Source organism: Salegentibacter salinarum, from assembly GCF_900168115.1.
GTDB classification, from domain to species: domain Bacteria; phylum Bacteroidota; class Bacteroidia; order Flavobacteriales; family Flavobacteriaceae; genus Salegentibacter; species Salegentibacter salinarum.
Map to the genome: position 1 here is coordinate 258,567 of NZ_FUZC01000001.1, position 23,077 is coordinate 281,643.

General features: G+C 39.5%; 17 protein-coding genes. 1 reads left to right on the forward strand and 16 read right to left on the reverse strand.

The window, feature by feature from the left end:
- Nucleotides 1-298 precede the first annotated feature (298 nt).
- From accC to pdxA, 6 genes are all read right to left on the reverse strand, one after another.
- Nucleotides 299-1,654 carry an acetyl-CoA carboxylase biotin carboxylase subunit gene (gene accC / locus B5X53_RS01240; protein ID WP_079711410.1) on the reverse strand — a complete coding sequence of 452 codons (1,356 nt, stop codon included), beginning with the start codon at nucleotides 1,652-1,654 and terminating at the stop codon, nucleotides 299-301.
- Between the two features lie 55 nt (nucleotides 1,655-1,709).
- Complete coding sequence (accB, locus tag B5X53_RS01245) at nucleotides 1,710-2,225, reverse strand: acetyl-CoA carboxylase biotin carboxyl carrier protein (RefSeq protein WP_079711411.1); 516 nt, start codon at nucleotides 2,223-2,225, stop codon at nucleotides 1,710-1,712.
- A 21-nt stretch (nucleotides 2,226-2,246) separates the two neighbouring features.
- A complete protein-coding gene (locus B5X53_RS01250) occupies nucleotides 2,247-3,242 on the reverse strand; it encodes a beta-ketoacyl-ACP synthase III (protein WP_079711413.1) in 996 nt (331 codons plus the stop codon).
- A gap of 179 nt (nucleotides 3,243-3,421) precedes the next feature.
- Nucleotides 3,422-3,619 (reverse strand): 50S ribosomal protein L32, encoded by a 198-nt coding sequence (gene rpmF, locus B5X53_RS01255; RefSeq protein WP_037318365.1) that lies wholly within the window; start codon nucleotides 3,617-3,619, stop codon nucleotides 3,422-3,424.
- 9 nt (nucleotides 3,620-3,628) lie between these two features.
- Complete coding sequence (locus B5X53_RS01260; protein WP_079711714.1) at nucleotides 3,629-4,168, reverse strand: YceD family protein; 540 nt, start codon at nucleotides 4,166-4,168, stop codon at nucleotides 3,629-3,631.
- Nucleotides 4,169-4,264: 96 nt separating this feature from the next.
- Complete coding sequence (pdxA, locus tag B5X53_RS01265; RefSeq protein ID WP_079711415.1) at nucleotides 4,265-5,311, reverse strand: 4-hydroxythreonine-4-phosphate dehydrogenase PdxA; 1,047 nt, start codon at nucleotides 5,309-5,311, stop codon at nucleotides 4,265-4,267.
- A gap of 146 nt (nucleotides 5,312-5,457) precedes the next feature.
- On the opposite strand from pdxA, the gene B5X53_RS01270 reads away from it, so the two are divergent.
- A complete protein-coding gene (locus tag B5X53_RS01270) occupies nucleotides 5,458-6,045 on the forward strand; it encodes a riboflavin synthase (RefSeq protein WP_079711417.1) in 588 nt (195 codons plus the stop codon).
- On the opposite strand, the gene B5X53_RS18980 is transcribed toward B5X53_RS01270, so the two are convergent.
- From B5X53_RS18980 to B5X53_RS01320, 10 genes are all read right to left on the reverse strand, one after another.
- Entirely contained in the window at nucleotides 6,046-6,183 is a 138-nt protein-coding gene (locus B5X53_RS18980) for a PID-CTERM protein-sorting domain-containing protein (protein WP_157822060.1), read from the reverse strand. It abuts the gene before it with no gap.
- A 300-nt stretch (nucleotides 6,184-6,483) separates the two neighbouring features.
- A complete protein-coding gene (locus tag B5X53_RS01280; RefSeq protein ID WP_079711420.1) occupies nucleotides 6,484-8,562 on the reverse strand; it encodes an ATP-binding protein in 2,079 nt (692 codons plus the stop codon).
- Between the two features lie 102 nt (nucleotides 8,563-8,664).
- Nucleotides 8,665-10,005 carry a Gfo/Idh/MocA family protein gene (locus B5X53_RS01285; RefSeq protein WP_079711422.1) on the reverse strand — a complete coding sequence of 447 codons (1,341 nt, stop codon included), beginning with the start codon at nucleotides 10,003-10,005 and terminating at the stop codon, nucleotides 8,665-8,667.
- 2 nt (nucleotides 10,006-10,007) lie between these two features.
- Complete coding sequence (locus B5X53_RS01290) at nucleotides 10,008-11,366, reverse strand: 3-keto-disaccharide hydrolase (protein ID WP_079711423.1); 1,359 nt, start codon at nucleotides 11,364-11,366, stop codon at nucleotides 10,008-10,010.
- A 124-nt stretch (nucleotides 11,367-11,490) separates the two neighbouring features.
- Nucleotides 11,491-12,249, reverse strand: a complete 759-nt coding sequence (locus B5X53_RS01295; RefSeq protein ID WP_079711715.1) for a glycoside hydrolase family 16 protein — start codon at nucleotides 12,247-12,249, stop codon at nucleotides 11,491-11,493.
- A gap of 2 nt (nucleotides 12,250-12,251) precedes the next feature.
- Nucleotides 12,252-14,528, reverse strand: coding sequence for a beta-glucosidase BglX (bglX, locus tag B5X53_RS01300; RefSeq protein WP_079711425.1), 2,277 nt, complete (start codon nucleotides 14,526-14,528; stop codon nucleotides 12,252-12,254).
- 225 nt (nucleotides 14,529-14,753) lie between these two features.
- Complete coding sequence (locus tag B5X53_RS01305; protein ID WP_079711426.1) at nucleotides 14,754-16,406, reverse strand: family 16 glycosylhydrolase; 1,653 nt, start codon at nucleotides 16,404-16,406, stop codon at nucleotides 14,754-14,756.
- Between the two features lie 11 nt (nucleotides 16,407-16,417).
- Nucleotides 16,418-18,496 carry a hypothetical protein gene (locus tag B5X53_RS01310; protein ID WP_079711427.1) on the reverse strand — a complete coding sequence of 693 codons (2,079 nt, stop codon included), beginning with the start codon at nucleotides 18,494-18,496 and terminating at the stop codon, nucleotides 16,418-16,420.
- A gap of 74 nt (nucleotides 18,497-18,570) precedes the next feature.
- Nucleotides 18,571-20,031, reverse strand: coding sequence for a RagB/SusD family nutrient uptake outer membrane protein (locus B5X53_RS01315; RefSeq protein ID WP_079711429.1), 1,461 nt, complete (start codon nucleotides 20,029-20,031; stop codon nucleotides 18,571-18,573).
- A gap of 11 nt (nucleotides 20,032-20,042) precedes the next feature.
- Complete coding sequence (locus B5X53_RS01320) at nucleotides 20,043-23,069, reverse strand: SusC/RagA family TonB-linked outer membrane protein (protein WP_079711430.1); 3,027 nt, start codon at nucleotides 23,067-23,069, stop codon at nucleotides 20,043-20,045.
- Nucleotides 23,070-23,077: the final 8 nt, after the last annotated feature.

The window sequence follows — 23,077 nt, forward strand, 5'->3', positions numbered from 1 at the left end:
AATGGGTTAATTTTCAATGAAAATACGAAATTAAAAAAGGAGGCTGTCTGAAAATTCTAATCAAACTGGTTTAAGTTCCGAACATATTTGTATTTGTAACTTCTTAGATTCTGAAACCAGTTCAGAATGACATAATCCCGTAACCAAAAAAGACCTTACAGGTTTGGAAACCTGTGAGGTCTGATATGTACTTTATTCTGAAAACTTAATTCTCTTACGTCAGTTAAACCTGACTTCATCTTCTAACATAACCGGATTCCCCACATGTTAGATTCTGAAACAAGTAATGAGGTAAAAATTAATCCTCTTTTTCGAGTGGTTTCATTTTAAAATCTTCCATAAACTTAGTGGTATAGTTCCCTTCAATATAATCGGGGTGATCCATAAGCTGTCTATGGAAAGGAATCGTTGTTTTTATCCCTTCTATTACAAATTCATCTAAAGCGCGTTTCATTTTATTGATCGCCTCTTCCCTGGTTTGGGCGGTAGTGATCAATTTCGCGATCATAGAATCGTAGTTTGGCGGGATAATATATCCGCTATAAACGTGGGTATCTATTCTCACACCGTGACCTCCCGGAGCGTGTAAATTTGTGATTCTTCCCGGAGAAGGCCTGAAGCCATTATAAGGATCTTCAGCATTAATTCGGCATTCTATAGAGTGTAATTGCGGGAAATAATTCTTTCCTGATATTGGCACTCCTGCAGCTACCAGAATTTGTTCCCTGATAAGATCGTAATCTATAACCTGTTCGGTAATTGGATGCTCCACCTGAATACGGGTGTTCATCTCCATAAAATAGAAATTTCGGTGTTTATCTACCAAAAATTCCACGGTACCGGCACCTTCATATTTAATATATTCAGCAGCTTTTACTGCGGCCTCTCCCATTTTCTTTCGCAGGCTATCTGTCATAAATGGAGAAGGAGTTTCTTCGGTTAATTTTTGATGACGGCGTTGTACCGAACAATCCCTTTCTGAAAGGTGACAGGCTTTACCTGTGCTGTCTCCAACAATCTGGATTTCGATATGGCGTGGCTCTTCAATAAGCTTTTCCATATACATCCCGTCATTTCCAAAAGCAGCGCCTGCTTCCTGGCGAGCAGAATCCCAGGCATCTTCAAGATCTTCTTCTTTCCAAACAGCACGCATTCCTTTTCCACCACCACCGGCAGTAGCTTTAAGCATTACCGGGTAACCAATTTCTTTTGCAAGTTTCTGGCACTCCTTAAAATCTTTCATCACACCTTCTGATCCTGGAACACAAGGAACTCCGGCAGCCCTCATAGTGGCTTTTGCGGTAGCTTTATCTCCCATTTTTGCGATCATATCTGGAGAGGCGCCGATAAATTTTATATCGTGCTCTTCACAAATCTTTGAAAATTTGGCATTCTCTGAAAGAAAACCATAACCGGGATGAATAGCATCTGCATTGGTTATTTCTGCAGCAGCAATAATATTTGAGATTTTTAAATAAGATAAATTACTGGGAGGAGGTCCAATACATACGGCCTCGTCTGCAAACCTTACGTGAAGACTTTCAGCATCTGCGGTAGAATAAACCGCCACGGTGCTAATTCCCATTTCTTTACAGGTGCGAAGTATGCGCAATGCGATCTCGCCCCTGTTTGCAATCAATATTTTTTTAAACATACCTATTGTTTTTTTGGCCCGGGAAAAATTTCCCTTAAGCTAAATGGGCAGTAATTTATGATGGATCTACTAAAAATAAAGGCTGATCGAACTCAACAGGAGAAGAATCGTCTACCAGTACTTTTACTATTTTTCCAGAAACTTCACTTTCAATTTCATTGAAAAGTTTCATAGCCTCAATTACACAAAGCACATCACCTTCTTTAATTGAATCTCCTACTTCTACAAAAGTTGGCTTATCTGGCGAAGGTTTACGGTAGAAAGTCCCGATTATAGGAGATTTAACTGTGATATAGTTTGAATCTTCTCCTGCAGGTGCTTTTTGCTCTTCTTTGCTCTGGGAATCACTCTCCTGAGAAGGAGCGGGAGCCTGCTGTTGTTGATGTTGCTGCTGAGGCTGTGCAGGCATTTGCTGCATTTGGCCGCCCATTGGCACATGTTGAACAATAGTTTCTTTTTCGTCTGAGCCTGTTTTAATGGTGATCTTTACATCGCCCGTCTCCAGTTTTACCTCGCTGGCACCAGATTTGGCCACAAACTTGATTAAATTCTGAATTTCTTTTAAATCCATAATAATAGGGTGTTGGTTTTTTTAAGAATTATATGCCCATTTTAAGTAGGTCGCCCCCCAGGTGAAGCCGCCTCCAAATGAAGCAAAAACTAAATTATCTCCTTTTTTAAATTGCTTCTCGAAATCGCTAAGCAATAAAGGCAAAGTAGCCGATGTAGTATTTCCGTAGCGCTCTATATTCATAAGCACTTTTTTATCTTCCAGTCCCATGCGGCTAGCCGTTGCTCCCACAATTCGTTTATTTGCCTGGTGCGCAACAAGCCAGTCTACATCTTCGTTGGTTAATTTATTACGTTCCATAATATTGGCACTAACTTCTGCCATATTGGAAACTGCAAATTTAAAAACCGTTTTACCGTCCTGTCTCACATAATGTAATTTATTGGCTACAGTCTCTGCAGTAGGTGGCATTAAAGAGCCCCCCGCTTCTATTCTAAGGGAATCCCTTCCAATAGAATCGCTTCTAAGAAGTTCGTCCTGTAAGCCAAAACCTTCATCATTTGGTTCCATAAGTACGGCACCTGCTCCATCTCCAAATATAATGCAAGTTGTCCTATCTGTATAATCAATAATAGAAGACATTTTATCGGCTCCAATTACCAGTACTTTTTTGTATCGACCAGATTCTATATACGCTGAAGCGGTAGACATAGCATATAAAAATCCTGAACATGCTGCCTGAAGATCGTAGGCAAAAGCATTTATAGCACCTATTTGGGTAGCAACGTGAACTGCGGTTGCAGCTACAGGTAAATCTGGAGTGACAGATGCAAGAATAACAAGGTCTATCTCTTTTGGATCGAGATTAGATTTTTCTAATAAATCTTTAGCTGCTTCTATTCCTAAGTATGAAGTTCCTTTATCAGGGTCTTTAAGTATTCGGCGTTCTCGTATTCCGGTTCGGCTGAAGATCCATTCATCATTGGTCTCAACCATTTCTTCCAACATTTTGTTGGTTAACACATCTTCGGGCACATAGGCACCCACAGCGGTAATTGCTGCTGTGATTTTATTCATAGATTTGACTTTTAACCCCTTTTACGCTTCAAAAAAAACGTAAAAACTTAAAAAGAAAAGTACTAATTTTTCTTTGAACGGGGGTGCAAATTAAGGTCTTTTTAGCACTTATTCAACTTCAAACAAAAAACTCCCACGTGGGTGAGAGTTTTTATAAAAAGCTAAAGCTCTATGTTGAATTAGGCTTCTATTTCTTCGGTATTGTCAATTAATACCTGGCCTCGGTAATATAGTTTACCTTCATGCCAGTGTGCTCTGTGGTACAAATGCGCCTCTCCTGTTGTAGGATCTGTAGCTATTTTAGGTACCGAAGCTTTATAATGTGTCCTTCTTTTATCTCTTCTGGTTTTAGAGATTTTTCTCTTTGGATGTGCCATGGCTTGCTGTTATTTATCGTTTAATAAGTTTTTTAATTTATCCCAGCGAGGATCTATTTCATCCTCATCATTTTTATTCTCGTTGTTATTAATACTTAATTCTTCAAGTTTATCAAGTACATCAGATTCTAAAGTACCGTCTTCTACCCCAGGATGAACCCTTTTTAATGGTATAGACAAAACTATAAGTTCGTAAATATATTGTTGAACGTTTACTTCAAACTCGCCGTGTGGCAGAATAAGCAAATCTTCATTTTCATCATTAAATTCATCACCAAACTTAATTACCAAAAACAAACTGCCGTCTATAGGCTGGTCGTATGGCTCGTTTGTGATATCACAATTTACGTTTATTGCACCCGAAGCTTTAAAAGTAAGCTCCATCATTGTTGTTTTCTTTTCTAACAACAAATCAACTTTAACATTGGCACTATTTAAATCGTCGTACTCAAAATGCTCAAAGAACTCATTATCAATCTCGTATTCAAACTGGTGTTTTCCCAGCTTTAATCCCACAAAAGGAATTGTATACGCTGCTAATTTCCTCATCTCATCGTCAATTTCTTGCCCGGGCCGCTTCGGCTTAGGCGGGTGCAAATATATAAAAATTAATAAATTAGAGCGCTGTTATAAACAAATTTTTGTTTATAACTTTCTGCCCTGTTTCTTTAATGGGTTTTTGGTGAGTTCTTTATATTCTTCACGGCATTTATGAATTTCAATTGCACGAAAAACCGCTTCTTTAAAAGAATTAATGTTAGCAGAATTTGTTCCCGCAATTTCAAAAGCGGTACCGTGATCTGGAGAAGTTCTTACTTTACTTAAACCGGCGGTAAAATTCACTCCATTCCCAAAAGAAAGTGTTTTAAATGGAATTAACCCCTGGTCGTGATAAGAAGCCACCACCGCATCAAAATTAACGTAATTTTTTGAGCCGAAAAAGCTGTCGGCCGAAAACGGTCCGAAAACAAGATCCCCTTTATCGCGTAATTTCTGAAGCGTAGGCTTTAAAATCTCTTCATCTTCTTTTCCAATGACACCATTATCACCACTATGCGGATTAATTCCCAAAACGGCAATTTTAGGTTTCTGTATCCTAAAATCCTGTTTTAAAGTTTCCTGAATTATGTTTAATTTCCTTTCAATTAACTCTGGAGTAATGGTGTTTGCAATATCTTTTAAGGCTACGTGATCTGTAAGCAACCCAATTTTTAAGGTGTCGGTGATCATAAACATAAGGCTTTCACCTTCCAGTTCTTTGGCTAAATAATCGGTATGACCAGGGAAATTAAATTCAGCCGACTGGATACTGTGTTTATTGATAGGTGCAGTAACTAAAACGTCAATTTCATCTTCTTTTAGCGCTTTAGTGGCAGCTTGTAAAGATTTAAAAGCATATTCACCAATTTTGGGATCTTCCTCACCAAAATTGATATTTACCCCTTCTTTCCAAACATTTACCACATTAATTTTTCCGTCAATAGCTTTTGAAGCCTCATCTATTCCCTGGTAGTTGAGGGAAAGGTTAAAATGTTTCTTTAAAAAAGTCAGGACTTTGGTAGAAGCAAAGATCACCGGGGTACAGAAGTCTAACATCCGGGAATCATCAAAGGTTTTAAGCATTATTTCACTTCCAATTCCATTTAAATCTCCTATGCTTATTCCTAATTTCACCTTTTCTGCTTGCTTCATCTGCTTATAATTATCGGGAATATTTCTTGCTAATAAATTACCATTTCCAATCCAAAATTAAATCTGGATTTGTTCTGGGCTATTTCATTAAACTTCCCTTGTTTATTTATATTTTTACATCACAAATGTAAGAATAATCCAAAGATATGTTTACCGGAATTATTGAAGAAGTAGGAGAAGTAAGCCGCATTGAAACCGAAGGTGGAAATATGCATTTTAGTATAAACGCTGCAATGACGCCCAAATTAAAAATAGACCAGAGTGTAGCTCATAACGGGGTTTGCTTAACCGTGGTTTCTATTAGCGATAATGAATACACTGTAACTGCAGTGGCTGAAACTTTGCAGAAAACTAATTTGAAGCACCTGCAAAAAGGAGCACCGGTAAACCTGGAGCGCGGAATGAAGTTAGGAGACCGCTTAGACGGCCATATAGTACAGGGACACGTAGATCAAACCGCGATTTGCAAAAAAGTAGAAGAAAAAGACGGTAGCTGGGAATTCACTTTTAAATACGACCCAACTTTGCAAAATATTACCATTGAAAAAGGATCTATAACTGTAAATGGAGTTAGTTTAACTGTTGTAAATTCTAAGAAAAATGAATTTAGCGTCGCAATAATTCCTTATACCTACCGACATACTACTTTTAAAAACCTAACGGAAGGGGCTACAGTTAACCTGGAATTTGATGTTATTGGGAAATACGTTAAACGATTGCAGGATTTAAAGTAATTATTTCCTGTTTTTAATATGATGAATTCCAAGTGCTAACCCGGCAGCGATTAATGCAGATATTCCAAAATCTATGGGAAGACCTGGAGGTGGAGCAATTGGACCACCGCCATCATCCTGCATCAGAGGTTCCGGCATACTATGGGTCATTTGAGCCGATATTTCTCCCGACCCAAACATCAAAAAAAATATAATAACAATTAAATATTTCTCCTTCATAATCGTGCGTAATGTACTACATTAATAATATTCGCCAAAAATCTTTATGGTGGAGTAGATATGTAAAATTCTGTAAGTTGGTTTTGTATGGGGTATACATCATATAAAAATAATACAAATTTGCCATTCTTTAACTATTCCTAAAAATTAATCTGATTTATCCTATTCGTTTTTTAATCCAGGGCAAGTTATTTAACGTAGATTTTAATCCTTTTATCCCTATATCCACTTTTCAACCTTTTCAAACAATTGTTTTTTCTGAAAAGGTTTGGCCAGATAATCATCCATACCAACTTCAGTGCATTTTTGTCTTTCGGTAGCCATAAAATTGGCAGTTAGTGCAACAATGGGGGTTTTTAATCCCATTTCTTTCCGAAGAAATTTAGTAGTGTCATATCCATTTTTAACCGGCATTTGTACATCCATAAAAATCAGGTCGTAGGTGCTTTCTCTTAAAAAGGAAAGGGCTATTTCTCCATTTGAAGCAATATCAACTTCAAGACCTTTTCCTTTTAAAAGAGCCTTTACCAATCGCTGGTTTAGTTCACTGTCTTCACAGATTAAGATTCTCCCTGAATACCTTTTCTCAAAATTATCTTTCTCATCTTCAACAAGCTGTCTCTCCTGACTGGCTTTTTCAAAAGGAATTTCAAAAATAAAATCGGTTCCTTTTCCGGGTTCACTCTTTACTTCAATTGTTCCTCCCTGTTTTTCTATCAACTGTCTGGAAATATTTAGTCCTAAACCTGTGCCACCATACTTTTGAGAGGTATTTTTATCTGCTTGTAAGAAACGTTGAAAAACAGTCTCCAATTTATTCTTCGGAATACCAATTCCGGAATCTGAAACTTTAAAATTCAATGTAGTTTTGCCGGAAGTTTCTTCGGTTACACTTAAAAATAATTTCACGCCTCCTTCTGAAGTAAATTTTATAGCATTCCCCAAAAGATTAATAAGTACCTGCGAAAGCCTGTTTTTATCTCCCACTAATAAAGTTGGAACATTGGTTTCAATAATTGGTTCAAATCCAATTTTCTTTTGATGAGCTTTTAAATGCAAAATTGAAAATACCCTGTTTACAACATCCCGTATATCAAAAACATCTTTATCTATTTGTAATAACCCGGCATCCATTTTTGAAAGATCCAGAATATCATTAACTATAAAGAGTAAAGAATCACCGGCGATTTTTACAGCCTTTAAATAACTGGTTTTATGAGCGTCTTCTTCATTTTCCAGTAAAAGATCTGTAAATCCTAAAACTGCGTGAATTGGCGTACGAATCTCATGACTAACGTTGGCGATAAAATTATCTTTCTGTTCATTAAGACTTTCGGCCATTTCTTTAGCCTTTTCTAAAGAAATTTCAGCTTCAATTTCTTTAGTAATATCCTGTGAAATCTTCACCACTTTCACTACATTCCCCTCTAAGTCCTGGATTGGATTATACGAGGCCTGTAAATAAAACTCAGATCCATCTTTATGTATTCTGCGTACGCGACCCGTTTTATATTCACATCTTCTTAAAGATTCCCAAAGTGTTGTATTTGCCTCGTAATCGGCCGGGGTAATGAACATTTTATGATGACTTCCCAATAGTTCCTTTTCGGTATAACCTGAAATTTCTTCAAAATTCCGATTTATAGAAATTATAGTTCCATCGGGTTTAAATTCTACAACACCGCTAGAGTTTTTCACCGCTTGCATTAAGGATCTATTCTCACTCTCCTTGAGTTCCAGTTTCCTTTCTGTGCGTGCGATTCGTTTTTCGAGAATACTATTTAATTCTTTTCCCAGGCTTTTATTTTTTTTCCTGGCTTCTATGAGGTGCATTGCCTGACTGGTAAGTAATTTTAATGCTTGTTTTTGACGGTCACTGAGCTTACCGGGTTTACCATCTACTACGCAAACCGTGCCAATATTATAACCGTTTTCGGCTTTTAGTGGCATACCGGCATAGAACCGAATTCCATTCTCTGCAGTAACATGTGGGTTGTCCTTTACCCTTTCATCTAAAAGAGCATCAGAAATTTCAATAAGTTCGTCCTGCAGTACAGTATATTGGCAGAATGTTTCCTCTAATGGTGTCTCCTTTCCATCAAGGCCTACTTTAGCTTTATACCATTGTCTTTTATCGTCTATCATTGCAATAAAAGCAACGGGGACATCGCAAATTAGGGCAATAAGCTGCGCTAGCTCATTAAAATCTTTCTCGTAGGGTGTATCAAGAATATTATAGGAAAGTAAGGTTTGAAGCCTTTTTATCTCCTTATTCTCATCAATTTTAGTATTATTCATAAGGGGCGTTATGAGCGGCTAAGGTATTAAAAAAGAACTCTCTGCACTTATGATTTTGATAAGGTTTTACTAAAATAGTTTATAGAAAAATTAACCCAGAGGTTAAATTTCAGGTTTCCACCCGGGGGCGTATTCACGGCCCCAAAGCTTCATCGCATCCCTGTCAAAAATTCTTCCTGTTTTATTGTCTATATCAAAGCCTCTACCTAATTGGTCAGCAATATTTGTATAATGAACCATCGTCATACTAATGTTCGCATCATCTATAGGGGCGTTTAGCTTTGCTGTGCCGCGTATTCCATCAAAAAAGTTCACCATATGCGCTGTAGACATATCACCTCCGCCACCTAATGCGGTCCCGGCTTCATCAGATTCTGAATTATATTCTTTTATTATTTCTCCATTTCTATTGGTAAGTACATATTTCTCACGGTCTACAAACACGCCGCCATCGGTACCATAAATTATGGTACCGCGGCCGCCACCGTAGGTATCGTAGGCATTTCGGCTTTTACTATCCCATTGAATAACCTTATCGTTTGCAAACTTAAAAGTGGCGTCCATAGTATCGTACATTTCCCAGCCGTCATCTTTAAAATGTCGTTTTGCCGATTGCACATCGGTGCGTAGCGGAATACCAACCTGTAAAGCCCACCGGGCGACATCCATCTCGTGGGTTCCGTTATTTCCTGATTCAGCAGTGCCGTAAGCCCAACCATACCAGTGCCAGTTATAATCCCAGGTTTCTTCGGTATATTCCCTTCTTGGTGCCGGTCCCTGCCATAAATCCCAATCTAACCCCTGGGGAACAGGTGCTCTTTTCTGATTTGGAACTTCTCCACGTCCATTTGTATAAAATGCCACTGCTTTATAAACTTCCCCAATCGCCCCGTCGTGGATATCTTTTATAATTTCAATTGTATGATTTGAGGAGCGTTGCTGATTCCCCATTTGCACCACTTTTCCATATTTCTTAGTGGCTTCTACCAGCAGTTCATTTTCAAACATATTGTGGCTGGAAGGTTTTTCAACATACACATGTTTTCCGGCTTTCATCGCCATAATAGAACCTGGAGTGTGCCAATGATCTGGAGTAGCATTAATAATTGCATCTACCTTTTTATCGTCAAAAACCTTACGAATATCGTTTTCCAGTTTTGGTTTGTAATTTATATGTTCTGAAAATCGTTCCAGGGCGTTTACCCGCTGACTTTCCATTACATCGCATAAATACAAGAGTTCTACATTAGAATCCTTGTTGGCAATAGGATCAAAATAAGCCCCAAGCCTTCTTCCCAAACCGGCTATCGCTACGTGAATCCTGTCGTTGGAACCTATAATTTTACGGTAGCTTTTAGCACTCATTGCCATTGCTGAACTTCCCACGGCGATGGCCGTTCCGCCCAAAGCTGTTTTCTTTATAAAATCTCTTCTTGAATTCATATTTATTCCGATTTGATCTTGATATTTTTAAAACTCACTTCGTTGCCGTGATCCTGAAGTAAAATGTGGCCTTCCTCAGCTTCCCCGAAGTTTGGCCAGTCTACATACTTACTTTCCGAAACCAGTTTGCGGTATTCTTCACTTTTACGTTCATATTCCAGCACTTTTTCGCCATTTAACCAGTGCTCTACTTTATTGCCTTGGGAAACAATACGGGCGGTGTTCCATTTTCCTATTGGATTAACCGGTTTATCTGGATCGGCCTGGATTAAATCATATAAAGAAGCCATTGTCCTGCTTCCCTCATGATTACCAAGTTTCGCATCCGGATGGCGTTCATCATGAAGGATTTGATATTCCAAACCTATTGAAGAACCGGGGCCTTTATTAAGATCGGTATCCACAAAATATTTAATACCGGAATTGGCGCCTTCGGTAATTTTGAAATCTACTTTTAATTCAAAATCGCCATAAAGTTCTTTGGTTACAATATCACCACCGGCTTCAGATTCTCCGCCACCACTGGCTAAAACTGTAAGTACTCCATCTTCTATTTTCCATCCCTCTTCCGGAAATTCATCTAAACGTGCACCACGCCAACCATCGGTGGTTTCACCGTCCCATAACATTTCCCAGCCGTTATCTTTTTCAGCTGAAGTTAAAGTGTTTTTGGTTTTTACAGGTTCCAGGGGAGTTTCTGTACTGTATTTATCTAAATCTTCGGTAAGAATTTTAATGTTTTTCCACATCACTTCGGTGCCTGCTTCGGCATCTTCACCAATGCTATGTACTTGAAGTGCGATAAAACCTTCTGAAGTTTTATCATCTATTAAGTGCGCTGCGGGAACCCCATTTATCCAGGTTTTAATGGTATCTCCAATGGCTTCTACGCGGAAACTATTCCATTCATCTTGCTTAAAAGCGTCCTGAGCTTCCAGATTTGCGCCTAAATCTACCAACCAGCCACGCCGAGCTTCATCATAAATTCCTCCGGTCCAGGCACGTTCTGAAGGATCTATCTCAACCTGATAACCGTGTACCCGGCCATCCATATAATCATCTAAACTATTGCTTCTAATTTGAACGCCGGAATTCATACTTGGGTGCACTTTAAAATCCAGTTCCAGAATAAAATCTTCATAATCTTTATTAGTGGTTAGAAAGGTATTCGGCGTATTATGTGCCGTAGTACCGATTATTGTTGAATTTTCTACACGGTATTCGGCATCTCCACCTTTTTTAGTCCATCCATCCAGACTTTCTTCGCTAAATAATTTTGTCCAGGGGGTCTCTTCTTTTTCTGAGTCGGCGCAGCCTGTAAATATTAATGCTGATATCAATAAAATAAATAGGTTTCTCATAAGGTAGGCTTTGAAATATCTGTAAAATATACATAAATTATTAATCTCCAGCCAATTCATTAAAAATAAAAAGCCAGCATACGCTACTGGTATGCCGGCCTTACTATAAAATGGGGCAAAATTTTTATTTATAAACCTTTACATAATCTATTAAAAACTGCTTCGGAAAAATAGAATCATCTACCTCGGGCCCACCAAAATTGCCGCCCACAGCAAGGTTCAATAAGAAATAGAACGGATGCCTGTAGGGGTAAGTTTCTTCGTTTTTCTCTGAAGGTGAAAACGTATAGGTCTTTTTACCGTCAATATAAAATGTGATCGCATCTTCAGTCCAGTTCATTTTAAAAATATGAAACTTTGAAGTCGCGTTTTTTACCGGCGTGGTTTTAATATTTTCGGTATCGCCGTGACTTGCGGGCGTGTGCAGGGCATTATGTATTGTATCGGGCTGTCTCCCTACAAATTCCATAATATCAATTTCTCCCGAGGCCGGCCAGCCTACCTCATCAATATTATCTCCAAGCATCCAGATTGCCGGCCAAAGTCCGTGGCCATCGGGTAATTTAGCCCGAACCTCAACAGTACCGTACTGAAACTCAAATTTATCTCTGGTATTTACTTTCCCACTGTAATACTTATCCCCAACTTTATCGGCGGTAAGCACCAAATTGCCATCTTTTACTTTTACGTAATCTTGGCTATAAATCTGGCGCTCGTTATTTCCCCATCCGCAAAGATCGGGACAACCGTCACCGGTTTCGTAGCTCCAGTTTTCCATATTTAGCGAATCCCCTTCAAAATCTTCTTCCCAAATCAATTCCTGAGAGGAAACTTGCAAGCCCATACAAAGTATTAGGCTTAATAATATATTGTTTTTTTTCATCATCATTTTTTTAAACTGAATGTTGCTTTTTGAAGATCCCGCGAATTTCCGCCGATAAGAACTTCAAATTCTCCTTCCTCTGATTCCCATTTTCTATTAGCACTATAAAACTGAAGCATTTTTTCATCAATCTCGAAAGTGACAGTTTTAGATTCTCCGGGAGCCAAACTTACCGTTTCAAATCCTTTTAATTCTTTTACAGCCCTGGTCGTGCTCGCCACAAGATCCCTCAAGTAAAGCTGAACGATCTCTTTTCCTTCCACATCGCCAGTGTTTTTTAATGTTATGCTTGCCTGGATACTTCCATCTGTATCCATTTCTTCTGAAGAAAGTTGCAATCCTTCATATTCAAAATCGGTATAACTAAGTCCGAAGCCAAAAGGATAAAGCGCATCTTTCTTTTCATCGGTATACCCGGAATACGTCACATGTATTGGATTGGATGGTCTTCCCGTACTTTTCTGATTGTAATAAAGCGGTTCCTGGCCTACGGCTCGCGGAAAAGAAACCGGCAATTTTCCAGAAGGATTATAATCTCCCACTAAAACATCGGCAATAGCATTTCCGCTCTCAGAACCTAATTGCCAGGCTTCCACTATAGCGGGAATATTTTCTGACGCCCAGGTAATTTCAAGGGGTCTTCCGTTTATTAAAACCAAAACAATGTTCTGATTTACTTTATAAATTTCTTCCAGCAATTCCTGCTGAACTCCGGCCAAACCAATATTTACCTGGCTTCTGCCTTCTCCGGTTTGAAAAGCATCTTCTCCCAGTGCCATAATCACCAAATCGGCTTCTGAAGCGGTATTAATCGCTTCTTCAAACCCCGATTTATCGGTTTCATTAATCTCAAGAGGCATTAAAAAGCTTCGTTCCCCAACGCCCAGGTCGGCGCCTTTAGCATAAGAGATTTCAACATTTTCACTGATATTATTTTGCAAACCTTCCAGCAAAGAAACAGCTGAATTAGCTTCTCCCTGTGCTCTCCAGTTTCCAATTGGCGTATCTTTATCATCGGCCAACGGCCCAATAACCGCAATTTTTTGAGCCGATTCTTTTATTGGAAGTAAGTCTTTTTCATTCTTCAGCAGCACAATAGATTTTTTCGCCACGTCACGAGCAACATTTTTATGCTCCTCAAAAGAGATTTCTTCTAAAAGTTCTGCATTAGAATATAAATACGGATCATCAAAAAGTCCGAGTTTAAATTTCACTCTTAGCACTCGTTTCACCGCATCATTGATATAATCTTCGCTTACTTCTCCTTCTTTAACCAGACCTACCAGACTCGATTCATAGGCGCCACCTTCCATATCCATATCGCTCCCGGCATTCAGGGCGATTTTAGCAGCTTCTTTTTTATCTTTTGCAACTCCATGAGCAATCATTTCGGGAATAGAACCCCAATCTGAAACTACAAATCCGTTCCAGTCCCAATCCCTTTTAAGAATATCCCTTTGTAGGGTTTTATGCCCGGTTGCGGGGATTCCGTCTAAATCGTTAAAAGCATTCATAAAAGTGGCAACACCTGCTTCGGCGGCAGCTTCAAAGGGAGGGAGAATAGTATTGTGAAGTTCGTTTTCCCCAATATGAACCGTGTTGTAATCCCTTCCAGCTTCGCCAAAACCATAACCGGCAAAATGTTTTGCCGATGCAGCAATACTTTTTGGGTTTGAAAGATCGTCACTTTGATAACCTTTTACTTTGGCCACCGCTACTTTGGAAGTTAGATATGGATCTTCACCGGAACCTTCCATAATTCTCCCCCAACGGGCATCACGTGAAACATCTATCATCGGTGAAAAGGTCCAGTTAACCCCATTTGCAGCCGATTCCAGCGCAGCGATTTGTGCCGTTTTTTCCATTGCTTCAAGGTCCCAACTAGCTGTTTCTGCAAGAGGAACAGGAAAAATTGTGGTGTACCCGTGAATTACATCATAACCAAACATTAAAGGTATTTTTAACCGTGAATTCTCCATAACCAGTTTTTGCGCTTCGCGTGTGGCTTCTACCGAAAGTACATTAAGCATAGCGCCTACTTTTCCGGCTTTTAGGTTATCTTCCTTTTGTTTGTTGTTCATCTCAGAAGCAGGTCCTGTAAGATCCCAGCTGCCATTGTATTGCACCAGCTGTCCTACTTTTTCTTCGAGGGTCATTAATGCCAAAACCGAATCTACTTTGGTTTCCACATTTCTAACCGAACTTTTTATGGTTGAATCCTGTGCGTTGACCATAAAACAGCCCAACAGGAAAAATCCTAATAAATTTAGTTTTTTCATAATTTAAAGTAAGCTACCCCGGGATAAACCCAAGAGGTAATATTGGAAAATATAATTTGATTTCGAGGCAAGCCTCAACCCCTCCCGGCATCGGGATAATCTATTATCGAATAAAAAACTGCCTGAACTGCGTTTAAGAAGTCAAGTTTGTGGCCTACAAACAAATAATCTCCAAGCGTAAATTCAGAAAACAATAACAACAATCAGGCAGTCCTATTTTTAGTTCTATTCCTCTTGATAAACCCTGATGTAGTCAATTTCCATGGAACTTTCCTCAAATGCCGGGTCAATTTCACCGCCAAAGGTTCCACCCATCGCTACATTTAGAATAATAAAGAAGTCTTTATTAAATGGAGAATCAGGGTTGTTCTCATAAGTATGATAAACTTCACCATCCACCAGGAATAGTATCCTTTCGGGAGACCATTCTACCGTATAGGTATGAAATTCGTCACTAACACCGGGTACTTCTATAGAACCCCCATCAGCATTTCCACCGGAACGTCCCGGGTAATGAAGGGTGCCGTGAATTTCATCCTGCTGATTTCCTACATGCTCCATAATATCGATCTCACCGGTTTCAGGCCAGCCGACTTCATCAAAATCAGATCCCAGCAGCCAAATTGCAGGCCAGGTGCCGGCTCCTTCAGGCAATTTAGCCCGGGCTTCAATTCTTCCATACTGGAATTCAAAATTATCTTTTGTAGTAATTCGTGAAGATGAATAATCAAATCCGCTGGTTTCTTCTGCTTTAGCAGTGATCACTAAATTTCCATCTTCAATAACCGCATTCTCTTCAGTATAATACTGAGATTCCTGGTTTCCCCAACCATTATTATTGCCTATTTCAAAATTCCAAATACTGGTATCTACAGGTCCATCGTTATCAAAATCCTGTTCCCAAACGAGGTTCTCATAATCGGTTTGAAATTCCTCTGGCTCCTCTTCTTCTTCATCTTGAGAGGTGGTAAACTTTAGGTACCATGCCAATTCGGGGTTACTACCGGGAATTACCCTTACGTGCATTGTGGTAGGAGTGATTTCAAGTATTTCGTAAGAACTTGAACCTACATAGTAGCTCATAGTTCCACCACCTGAAATATTAATTACCGTACCGGTAGTTGCATCTTCCGGCAATCCAGAAGTGGAAGGTGAAAGCGAAGCGTTGAATTCTCCTGTACGGTCAAATTCCAGACACTGATCCTCAGAACCATCACCGCCAAAATCACCGGTAAAATCTACATTTATAAAGGTTAGCCCATTATTATTATAGTTGTAAACTATATTGTCATTTTCATTTAAGCTAAAATTAAGCTCATCCGTATAAAAACAGGAACTTACCTCAGCTGCCGCTTTTTCAAAAGGAGCCGCAGCATAATAAATAGGTGAAGTAAACCCTTCTCCTGCACTAGGTCCAACTCCAAGGTGTGCCGGTTGTGAGGCGGCTACATACCAGGTTTTTGAACTTCCACCGGTAAGCAATTCTTTAGTTTCAGGATCGTTAAAGTCACTGAAAACTGTAACCGTTGTGGTCATATTTGAAGACGCACCTCCGGTCCCGGAAGCAATAACAGTAACGGTATAATCGTTTACACCATTTTCGTTAAAACTATGGCTGGTCTCTCCAGAAGCTGAAACCTCTTCAAAACCATCGCCATAAATAAATTTATAGGTCATAGCATTATCTGCGCTGGCGCTAAAATTTACCGTTCCGCTGCCATCACCGTGGGGCATTTCCTCACTCTGGCCTACTATTTCGGCAGTTACATTAAGATTAGAAGGCGTGGTGATATCACCTATATCATAATCGTCGTTGGAACAGGCGCTAAAGAACACCAGCGAAAGTGCCGTAAGACTTGTTTTTATTATATTTTTCATTTGTGTGCTTTTTAATTCGTAAGTTGAATGTCGTCGTAATAATACGTGCTGCCGTCACCTGGAACACCTTCTATAATTTCAAAGAATAAAATCACTTTAGAATATTCTTGGGCAATTTGCTCATCTGAAAATTCAAAAACCAATTCTTCCCACTGGTTTGCAACGGTAGTATTAGCATCCACTTCGGCAAAAATTCCAGAGTCATCATTGTTTTCTAATTTTACTCTAACCGGAATATCTGCTTTTGGTGAATAAACTTTTACGCTAATTTTATTGTTCCCGTTAAATTCTATGGGACCGTCTAACTGAAGGGTTGTACCGGCGTAAAATAGGGCGCCTTCGGTTTTGGTGCTTCTCACTACTGTACTACTGGTATTAATCCCTTCCTGAAAAGGATTTTCTTCAACTGTTGAATCTGCTCCTTCAAAAGGAGTTAATTCATAATTAAGTCCTGAATTTTCAAATCCAACCGGTAACATTACTGAAGTAGGTTCATCTTCTGAAGTCATTCTAACATCATCAAAGTAGAAGTTTGTACCCTCACCCGGACTGTTAAAATCGTAGAAAACAATTAATCTATCATAATCTATATTTTCGTCAAAAGCTTCAAAAGTGCTTAAATCAAAAGAAAGTTCTTCCCATTCCTCAGCTACCGTAGTATTTTGAGTCACTTCAACAAAAACCGAAGGATTTCCATTTCCATCCGGCTCAGAATCTGAATCTTCAAATTTCAATAAAATCGGCACCCCTGCTTCCGGAGACCAGGTTTTCATTTTTACAATGGTCCCGTTTTCATAACTCAGCGGTTCATCCAGATTTAAAGAAACTCCGGCCCAGCCTTCGGCTCCTTCACCTTTGCCAAGTTCAGTAACCTTTGTACTGCTGTTGATTCCGGACATATCAGGGTTATCAATAACTCCGGCTCCGGCTCCACCAAATCCGCCCCACTCGTAAGTAAGGTTTTCCGATTCAAAATCTATAGGAAGTTTTATCAATTCCAGGCGGGTAGTTTCGATATTATCGAAATAATAAGTTTCTCCGCTCCCGGGAACATCAAAATTGAAGAATAATACAATTCTTCCATATTCAATAGAAGGATCAAATTCATTCATATCGAAAGTTAGTGTCTCCCAGCCTTCGTCGACTTTGGTTGTTGCTGTAGCTTCTACAAAAAGATCAGCATTTTCAAGGTTTTCAACTTTGAATACAACATCGGTTCCCGCTTCTGGAGACCAAACATCCATACTAATGTAACGTTCGCTTGAGAAATTTATAGGTTCATCTAAAGCGATGGTTGTTCCTGCCCAGGTTTCAGAACCTTCGGGCTTGGTATAAGAAGCTACTTTATCGCTGGTATTTACGCCAGATGGATCTGGATTGTCTATTATCGGGGCGCCGGCTCCTTCACCACCACCAAAATTATTGAATGTATAATTAAGGGTTTCCGATTCGAAATCTATAGGAAGGAAAAGCGGATCGGTAATACTGATTTCCTCGGTAACTTCTGTAGTCGCAGCGCCACCACTGAGGGCAACCACACGAATATTGTATGCACCTATACTACTGTAAGTATAAGAAACAGTTTCTCCCGGCATAAGAAGAGCTGCCTCTTCATCTTCGTTTTCACCAAAATAAACTTCGAACATCGCTGCATTAGTAGCGCTCGCTGAAACCGTTACCGTGTAATTATCATCGGCATCTTTTATAATTTCGGTCTCCAGGTCTTCGGGAGCAAGGAAAGAAACGGTTAAAGGCTGGGTTCCGGTAGCGGTTTTTCCGTTTATGTTTGTTCCGGTAACCTCAATTTCATATTCACCTTCTTCATAAATATGTTCTACAGATTCTCCTACTTTAATTTCTTCGGAAGGTGTAGAGCCATCCCCGAAATCTACGCTGTATAAAGCAGCTCCTTCGCCGGTTGGCGTAATTTCTACCAAACCTGAATTATCCTGGGTAATTTGAAAAGTAGCACCCAAATTTGCCGGTGCCTCCACCTGCTCAAGATCTACCAATTCCCTGTCATCACTCTCACAACCTGCGAAAGGGAGGGCGAGAAGGAATGCAAAAATTATTTTATAGTATTTTTTCATTTTTTTAAAAATTTAAGGGCCAAGGGTTTAGTGTGAATAGTTTTGGCCTTTATTATTAAATGCCCATTATGGGCTTAGTATCCCGGGTTTTGCTCCCAGTTACCCTGAGAAAATTCTATTTCTTCTAACGGAATAGGGAAAAGTTCGTTTTTTCCTGCAGTAAATCCTTCAATGTTATCTGCGGCTCTGCCGGTTCTTACCAAATCAAAGAAACGGTGACCTTCGCCTACTAATTCTTTTCTTCTTTCATCGTAAATAGCTTCGGTAAGGTTGCTTCCTGAAACTTCAGCCTCATCTAAACCTGCTCTTTCTCGAACTTCGTTAAGATAATTTCTAGCCTGGCTATCGTCAATTCCGCCACGGTTAAGAGCTTCAGCAGCCATTAATAAAACATCGGCATAACGAATGGAGCGATAGTTATTAGGTTGAGTTAGGTTTGCGTCACCTACGTTGTCATTATCCCTAGGAAGGTATTTTCGGTTAAAGTAACCGGTGTGTTTGTATCCTTCAGCATACGTTGCTCCGGTTTCTGCCGACCAGGCTTCGATATCTAAAACAGATAAATCTCTACGAATATCATCTTCAGAAAACATATCGTATGCTTCCTGAGTAGGAACATTAAAGCTGAAACCAGGTTCAAAAACAGGTCCCGAATAATTTCTTATTCCCTGGAAACCTACAGCTACGTTACCTTCACTACACTGCAAACAGTCAAATCCTGCGCCTTCTTCCCCGGTATATTGTACTTCAAAAACCGATTCTTCATTATTTTCGCCTTCTTGTTCAAAAAGTGTATCAAAATCGGCTAAAGCGTAGGGTCCGTTATCTATCAATTCGGTTAATACCTCAGCTGCATCATCGAATTCTTCCTGGTATAAATGTGCTTTCCCAAGTAATGCCATTGCTGCTCCCTTAGTTGCACGGCCTGTTTGCGGCGCTGTATAATCCAGGTTATCTATCGCAAATTGTAGATCACTTTCAATTTGTGCATAAACATCTTCTGTAGAAGCTCTGGGAATAGATGTTTCATCTCCCAATTCAAAACGTGAATCTTTTAAAGGAATTGGTCCAAACCATTTTAAAAGTTCAAATGTGAAATAGGCCCGTAAAAAGCGAACTTCAGCAATAATGGTTTCACGACCTTCAAAATCGGTTTTGTCTTCAAATTCCAACACATAGTTTGCGCGTTGAACCCCGGCAAAATTCCAGTCCCAAACATCGTCAAGGTTATCGTTTACCGGCGTATGCGACATTTCATCTACCTGCTGAAAACCGATTACATCGTTAGCGCTTTCACCACCACTTAGCGTATTATCTGATGCAATCTCGCCCAGTAATACATTTACGTAAGTAGATTGCAGAATATCATAAACACCAATTAATGCGTTGTAATAATCCTCTTCAGAATTAAAATAATTCTCAGAATCTATATTGTATTCTTCGGTTTTTTCCAAATAATCTTCGCTGCAACCAAAACTGAAAGCCAGCAGGAGCAGAAGAAGCATTTTTTTGAATATATTATTATATCTCTTCATTGTGCGATTTTTTAAAAGTTAAGGTTTAAACCTGCAAGGAAAATTCTTGGTACCGGGTAGAACCCGTAGTCAATTCCGCCACCAATAGCTTCACCGGTAGAGGCTGAGGGATCAAAACCCTTATAGTTTGTAAAAGTGTACAGGTTTTGCACCGAAGCATAAACTCTTAATCGGTTTATACCTACTTGCTCTAAAAATGTTTCAGGCAGGCTATAACCCAGCTGAACATTCTGAATCCTTGCATAAGAAGCGTCTTCAACATAAAAATCTGAAAAAGCCACATTAGAAGTTGCACCTGTTGTTACACGAGGCACTTCGTTGCTTGTTCCCGGCCCGGTCCATCTTTCTAAATAATAAGCATGGCGATTTACATTTGGCTGATTACGCTCGTAATTTCTTACCATATCGTTCCCTAAAGAAGCGTATGTATAAGCGGTAAAATCGAAATTCTTATAATTGAAATTAAGATTTAAGCCCATTGTAGCGGTAGGAATAGGATCGCCAATATTGGTACGATCATCTACATTTATAACTCCGTCACCATTGGTATCTACATAACGAATATCGCCTGGCGAGGCTTCAGCACCTAACGATTCCTGTGAAGGATGCGCATCTACTTCTTCCTGCGTTTGGAAAATCCCGTCGGTTTTATATCCGTAGAAATAACCAATTGGGAAACCTTCCTGGAAACGTGCCGGTTGTGGTTGGCCCACGCCAAACTGTCCGCCCGGAAGGAATTCTGTTCCGTTTACTTCGGTTACTTCGTTTCTTAGAAACGTGGCATTGTAACCAATTCCAACGCGAATATCGTCCCCAAAATTTTCTTTGTAATTAATGGCAAATTCAAAACCTTCATTTCGGGTAGTTCCGGCATTTATAGTTGGAGCGCCAGAACCCGGTGCACCGCCACCAAAAATCCCTGAAACAGGAATCCCGGCAACCAAAAGATCTTTACGATCTTCTCTAAAGATATCGGCTGCAATATCAACTCTATTGTTAAAAAGCCTAAGATCTATACCAATGTTTGTTTTTTCAGCTTCTTCCCAACCTGCGCCAGGATTGGCGATTCGGCCTAAAGCGGTACCGTTTACCAAATTTCCGTCTAAAACATAGGTAGCTTCACCATCTAATAATGAACGGTAGAATTCTGCTCCACCTGCCTCATCATTACCAAGGATACCAAAACTTCCTCTTAATTTTAAGAAAGAAATTACATTAGAATCCTCTAAGAAATCTTCTTCAGAAAGAATCCAACCGGCAGTTGCGGACGGAAAATAACCTACGCGGTTTTCAGGGCCAAATCTTGTAGAAGCATCTCTACGAAGCATCCCAGAGACCAAATATTTCCCTTGAAAATCATATTGTAATCTTCCGAAGAAAGATAATTTTCTAATGTCGTATTTATAAGCGCTATTATTTAAACCATCATTGGTACCAGTAGTTAAACTTATATCGGCAAAGTCCCAGGAATTGTTAGGAACATCATAACCGGTGGCATAAAGACCATCTCCCCAGTCTCTAATTACCGTCATCCCCGCCGTTCCCGTTAGGTGGTGTGTTTCATTAAACGTATTCTCATAAGTTCCAAAAAGGTCGTAGGTGTAAGAATTATCGTTGATTCGGTTTTGGTTTACCGTGCTACGAACATTATTAAAAACTTTTCCCGGGCCATAATCTATAATGGGAGCGAAATCTTTTTCTTTTGAGTTAGAAAGACTATAACCAATTCTGGAGGTGAAAGTCAATTCTTCTATCGGCGTATAATCAAGACTGAAAGAACCGTTGAATTTATTAAGGTTATAATCATTAAACGTATTTTCGATTTGTGAAAGCGGGTTAATAATCTCGTTACCCAATCTTCCATCAAGATCTTCCTGATCGCGACCAAAAGTTGGCGGAATGTTCAAGGCGTTAAATAGAACAGAACCCAATCCATTTTCATTTATCGATCTTCGGTTTAGACTTGTATAAATTGAATTGGCGGTAAATGTAAATTCATCTGAAATATCTACCCCAATATTAAACCTGGCCGTGCTTCTCTGAAAATCCGATTTTTCAGCGCCAATAATTCCTTCCTGATCAAGGTGCGAAACCCCGAACGAATAGGTTACTTTTTCTGAACCGCCGTTAAGCGTAAGATTATGACTCATAATTGGCGAAGTCTCAAAAACCTCATCCTGAAAATCGGTTCCCCTACCTACTTCACTAACATTAGGATAAGGCAAATCCTGGCCATTGTTGGCGTAACTTTCATTTAAAAGCAAACCATACTCGGTTGCATTTAATAATGGCAATTGTCTTGAAGTTTCCTGCATTCCCACATAAGCATCATATTGTATTGTAGGCGCAGTATTCTTTTTACCCGATTTTGTAGTTACCAAAACCACCCCGTTAGCACCGGCAATACCATAAATTGCAGCTTGCGCATCTTTTAGGATAGAAATAGATTCAATATCGTTAGGGTTTATAGTGTTTAAATCGCCCTGGTAACCGTCTATAAGAATTAGCGGGCCATTTTCACTGTTGGAAGCGATTCCTCGAATATTTACATTAATTCCTGCTCCCGGTGCTCCGGAAGATGGAGTAACATTCACCCCGGCCGCAGTACCCTGCAGGGCCTGCTCAATTTTAATAGGATTAAGTTCTTCAATAGTTTCACTGGAAACAACGGAAACGGCACCGGTAATATCTTTACGTTGCTGGGTTCCATAACCAATTACTACAACTTCTTCTAAAGCTTCAGAATCGGTTTTTAATGTGGCGTTAATCTCTGTCTGGTTTTCATCTACGGTAATTTCCTGTGGTAAAAAACCAACATAGGAAAAGACCAAAACGTCTCCGGCTGAAACTTCATTAATGGTGTAATTTCCATCAAAATCTGTTACCACTCCATTAGAAGTATTTTTTACAATAATGTTTACTCCCGGTAGTGGAAGTCCGGTATCAGCTTCATCTACCGTTCCCGAAACAGAAAAGGTTTGTGCCTGCAAGGAAAAGGTTCCTATACAAAACAAAATTAGTACGAGTATTTTATTCATTTGTTGAT

What these genes read in the sequence shown, in the direction of transcription:
- B5X53_RS01320 (WP_079711430.1), bottom strand. Translation starts at nt 23,069, where the DNA reads ATGAATAAAATACTCGTACTAATTTTGTTTTGTATAGGAACCTTTTCC.
- rpmF (WP_037318365.1), bottom strand. Translation starts at nt 3,619, where the DNA reads ATGGCACATCCAAAGAGAAAAATCTCTAAAACCAGAAGAGATAAAAGA.
- B5X53_RS01285 (WP_079711422.1), bottom strand. Translation starts at nt 10,005, where the DNA reads ATGAATTCAAGAAGAGATTTTATAAAGAAAACAGCTTTGGGCGGAACG.
- B5X53_RS01295 (WP_079711715.1), bottom strand. Translation starts at nt 12,249, where the DNA reads ATGAAAAAAAACAATATATTATTAAGCCTAATACTTTGTATGGGCTTG.
- pdxA (WP_079711415.1), bottom strand. Translation starts at nt 5,311, where the DNA reads ATGAAGCAAGCAGAAAAGGTGAAATTAGGAATAAGCATAGGAGATTTA.
- B5X53_RS01310 (WP_079711427.1), bottom strand. Translation starts at nt 18,496, where the DNA reads ATGAAAAAATACTATAAAATAATTTTTGCATTCCTTCTCGCCCTCCCT.
- B5X53_RS01270 (WP_079711417.1), top strand. Translation starts at nt 5,458, where the DNA reads ATGTTTACCGGAATTATTGAAGAAGTAGGAGAAGTAAGCCGCATTGAA.
- accB (WP_079711411.1), bottom strand. Translation starts at nt 2,225, where the DNA reads ATGGATTTAAAAGAAATTCAGAATTTAATCAAGTTTGTGGCCAAATCT.
- B5X53_RS01260 (WP_079711714.1), bottom strand. Translation starts at nt 4,168, where the DNA reads ATGAGGAAATTAGCAGCGTATACAATTCCTTTTGTGGGATTAAAGCTG.
- bglX (WP_079711425.1), bottom strand. Translation starts at nt 14,528, where the DNA reads ATGAAAAAACTAAATTTATTAGGATTTTTCCTGTTGGGCTGTTTTATG.
- B5X53_RS01250 (WP_079711413.1), bottom strand. Translation starts at nt 3,242, where the DNA reads ATGAATAAAATCACAGCAGCAATTACCGCTGTGGGTGCCTATGTGCCC.
- B5X53_RS01305 (WP_079711426.1), bottom strand. Translation starts at nt 16,406, where the DNA reads ATGAAAAATATAATAAAAACAAGTCTTACGGCACTTTCGCTGGTGTTC.
- B5X53_RS01315 (WP_079711429.1), bottom strand. Translation starts at nt 20,031, where the DNA reads ATGAAGAGATATAATAATATATTCAAAAAAATGCTTCTTCTGCTCCTG.
- B5X53_RS18980 (WP_157822060.1), bottom strand. Translation starts at nt 6,183, where the DNA reads ATGCCGGAACCTCTGATGCAGGATGATGGCGGTGGTCCAATTGCTCCA.
- accC (WP_079711410.1), bottom strand. Translation starts at nt 1,654, where the DNA reads ATGTTTAAAAAAATATTGATTGCAAACAGGGGCGAGATCGCATTGCGC.
- B5X53_RS01280 (WP_079711420.1), bottom strand. Translation starts at nt 8,562, where the DNA reads ATGAATAATACTAAAATTGATGAGAATAAGGAGATAAAAAGGCTTCAA.
- B5X53_RS01290 (WP_079711423.1), bottom strand. Translation starts at nt 11,366, where the DNA reads ATGAGAAACCTATTTATTTTATTGATATCAGCATTAATATTTACAGGC.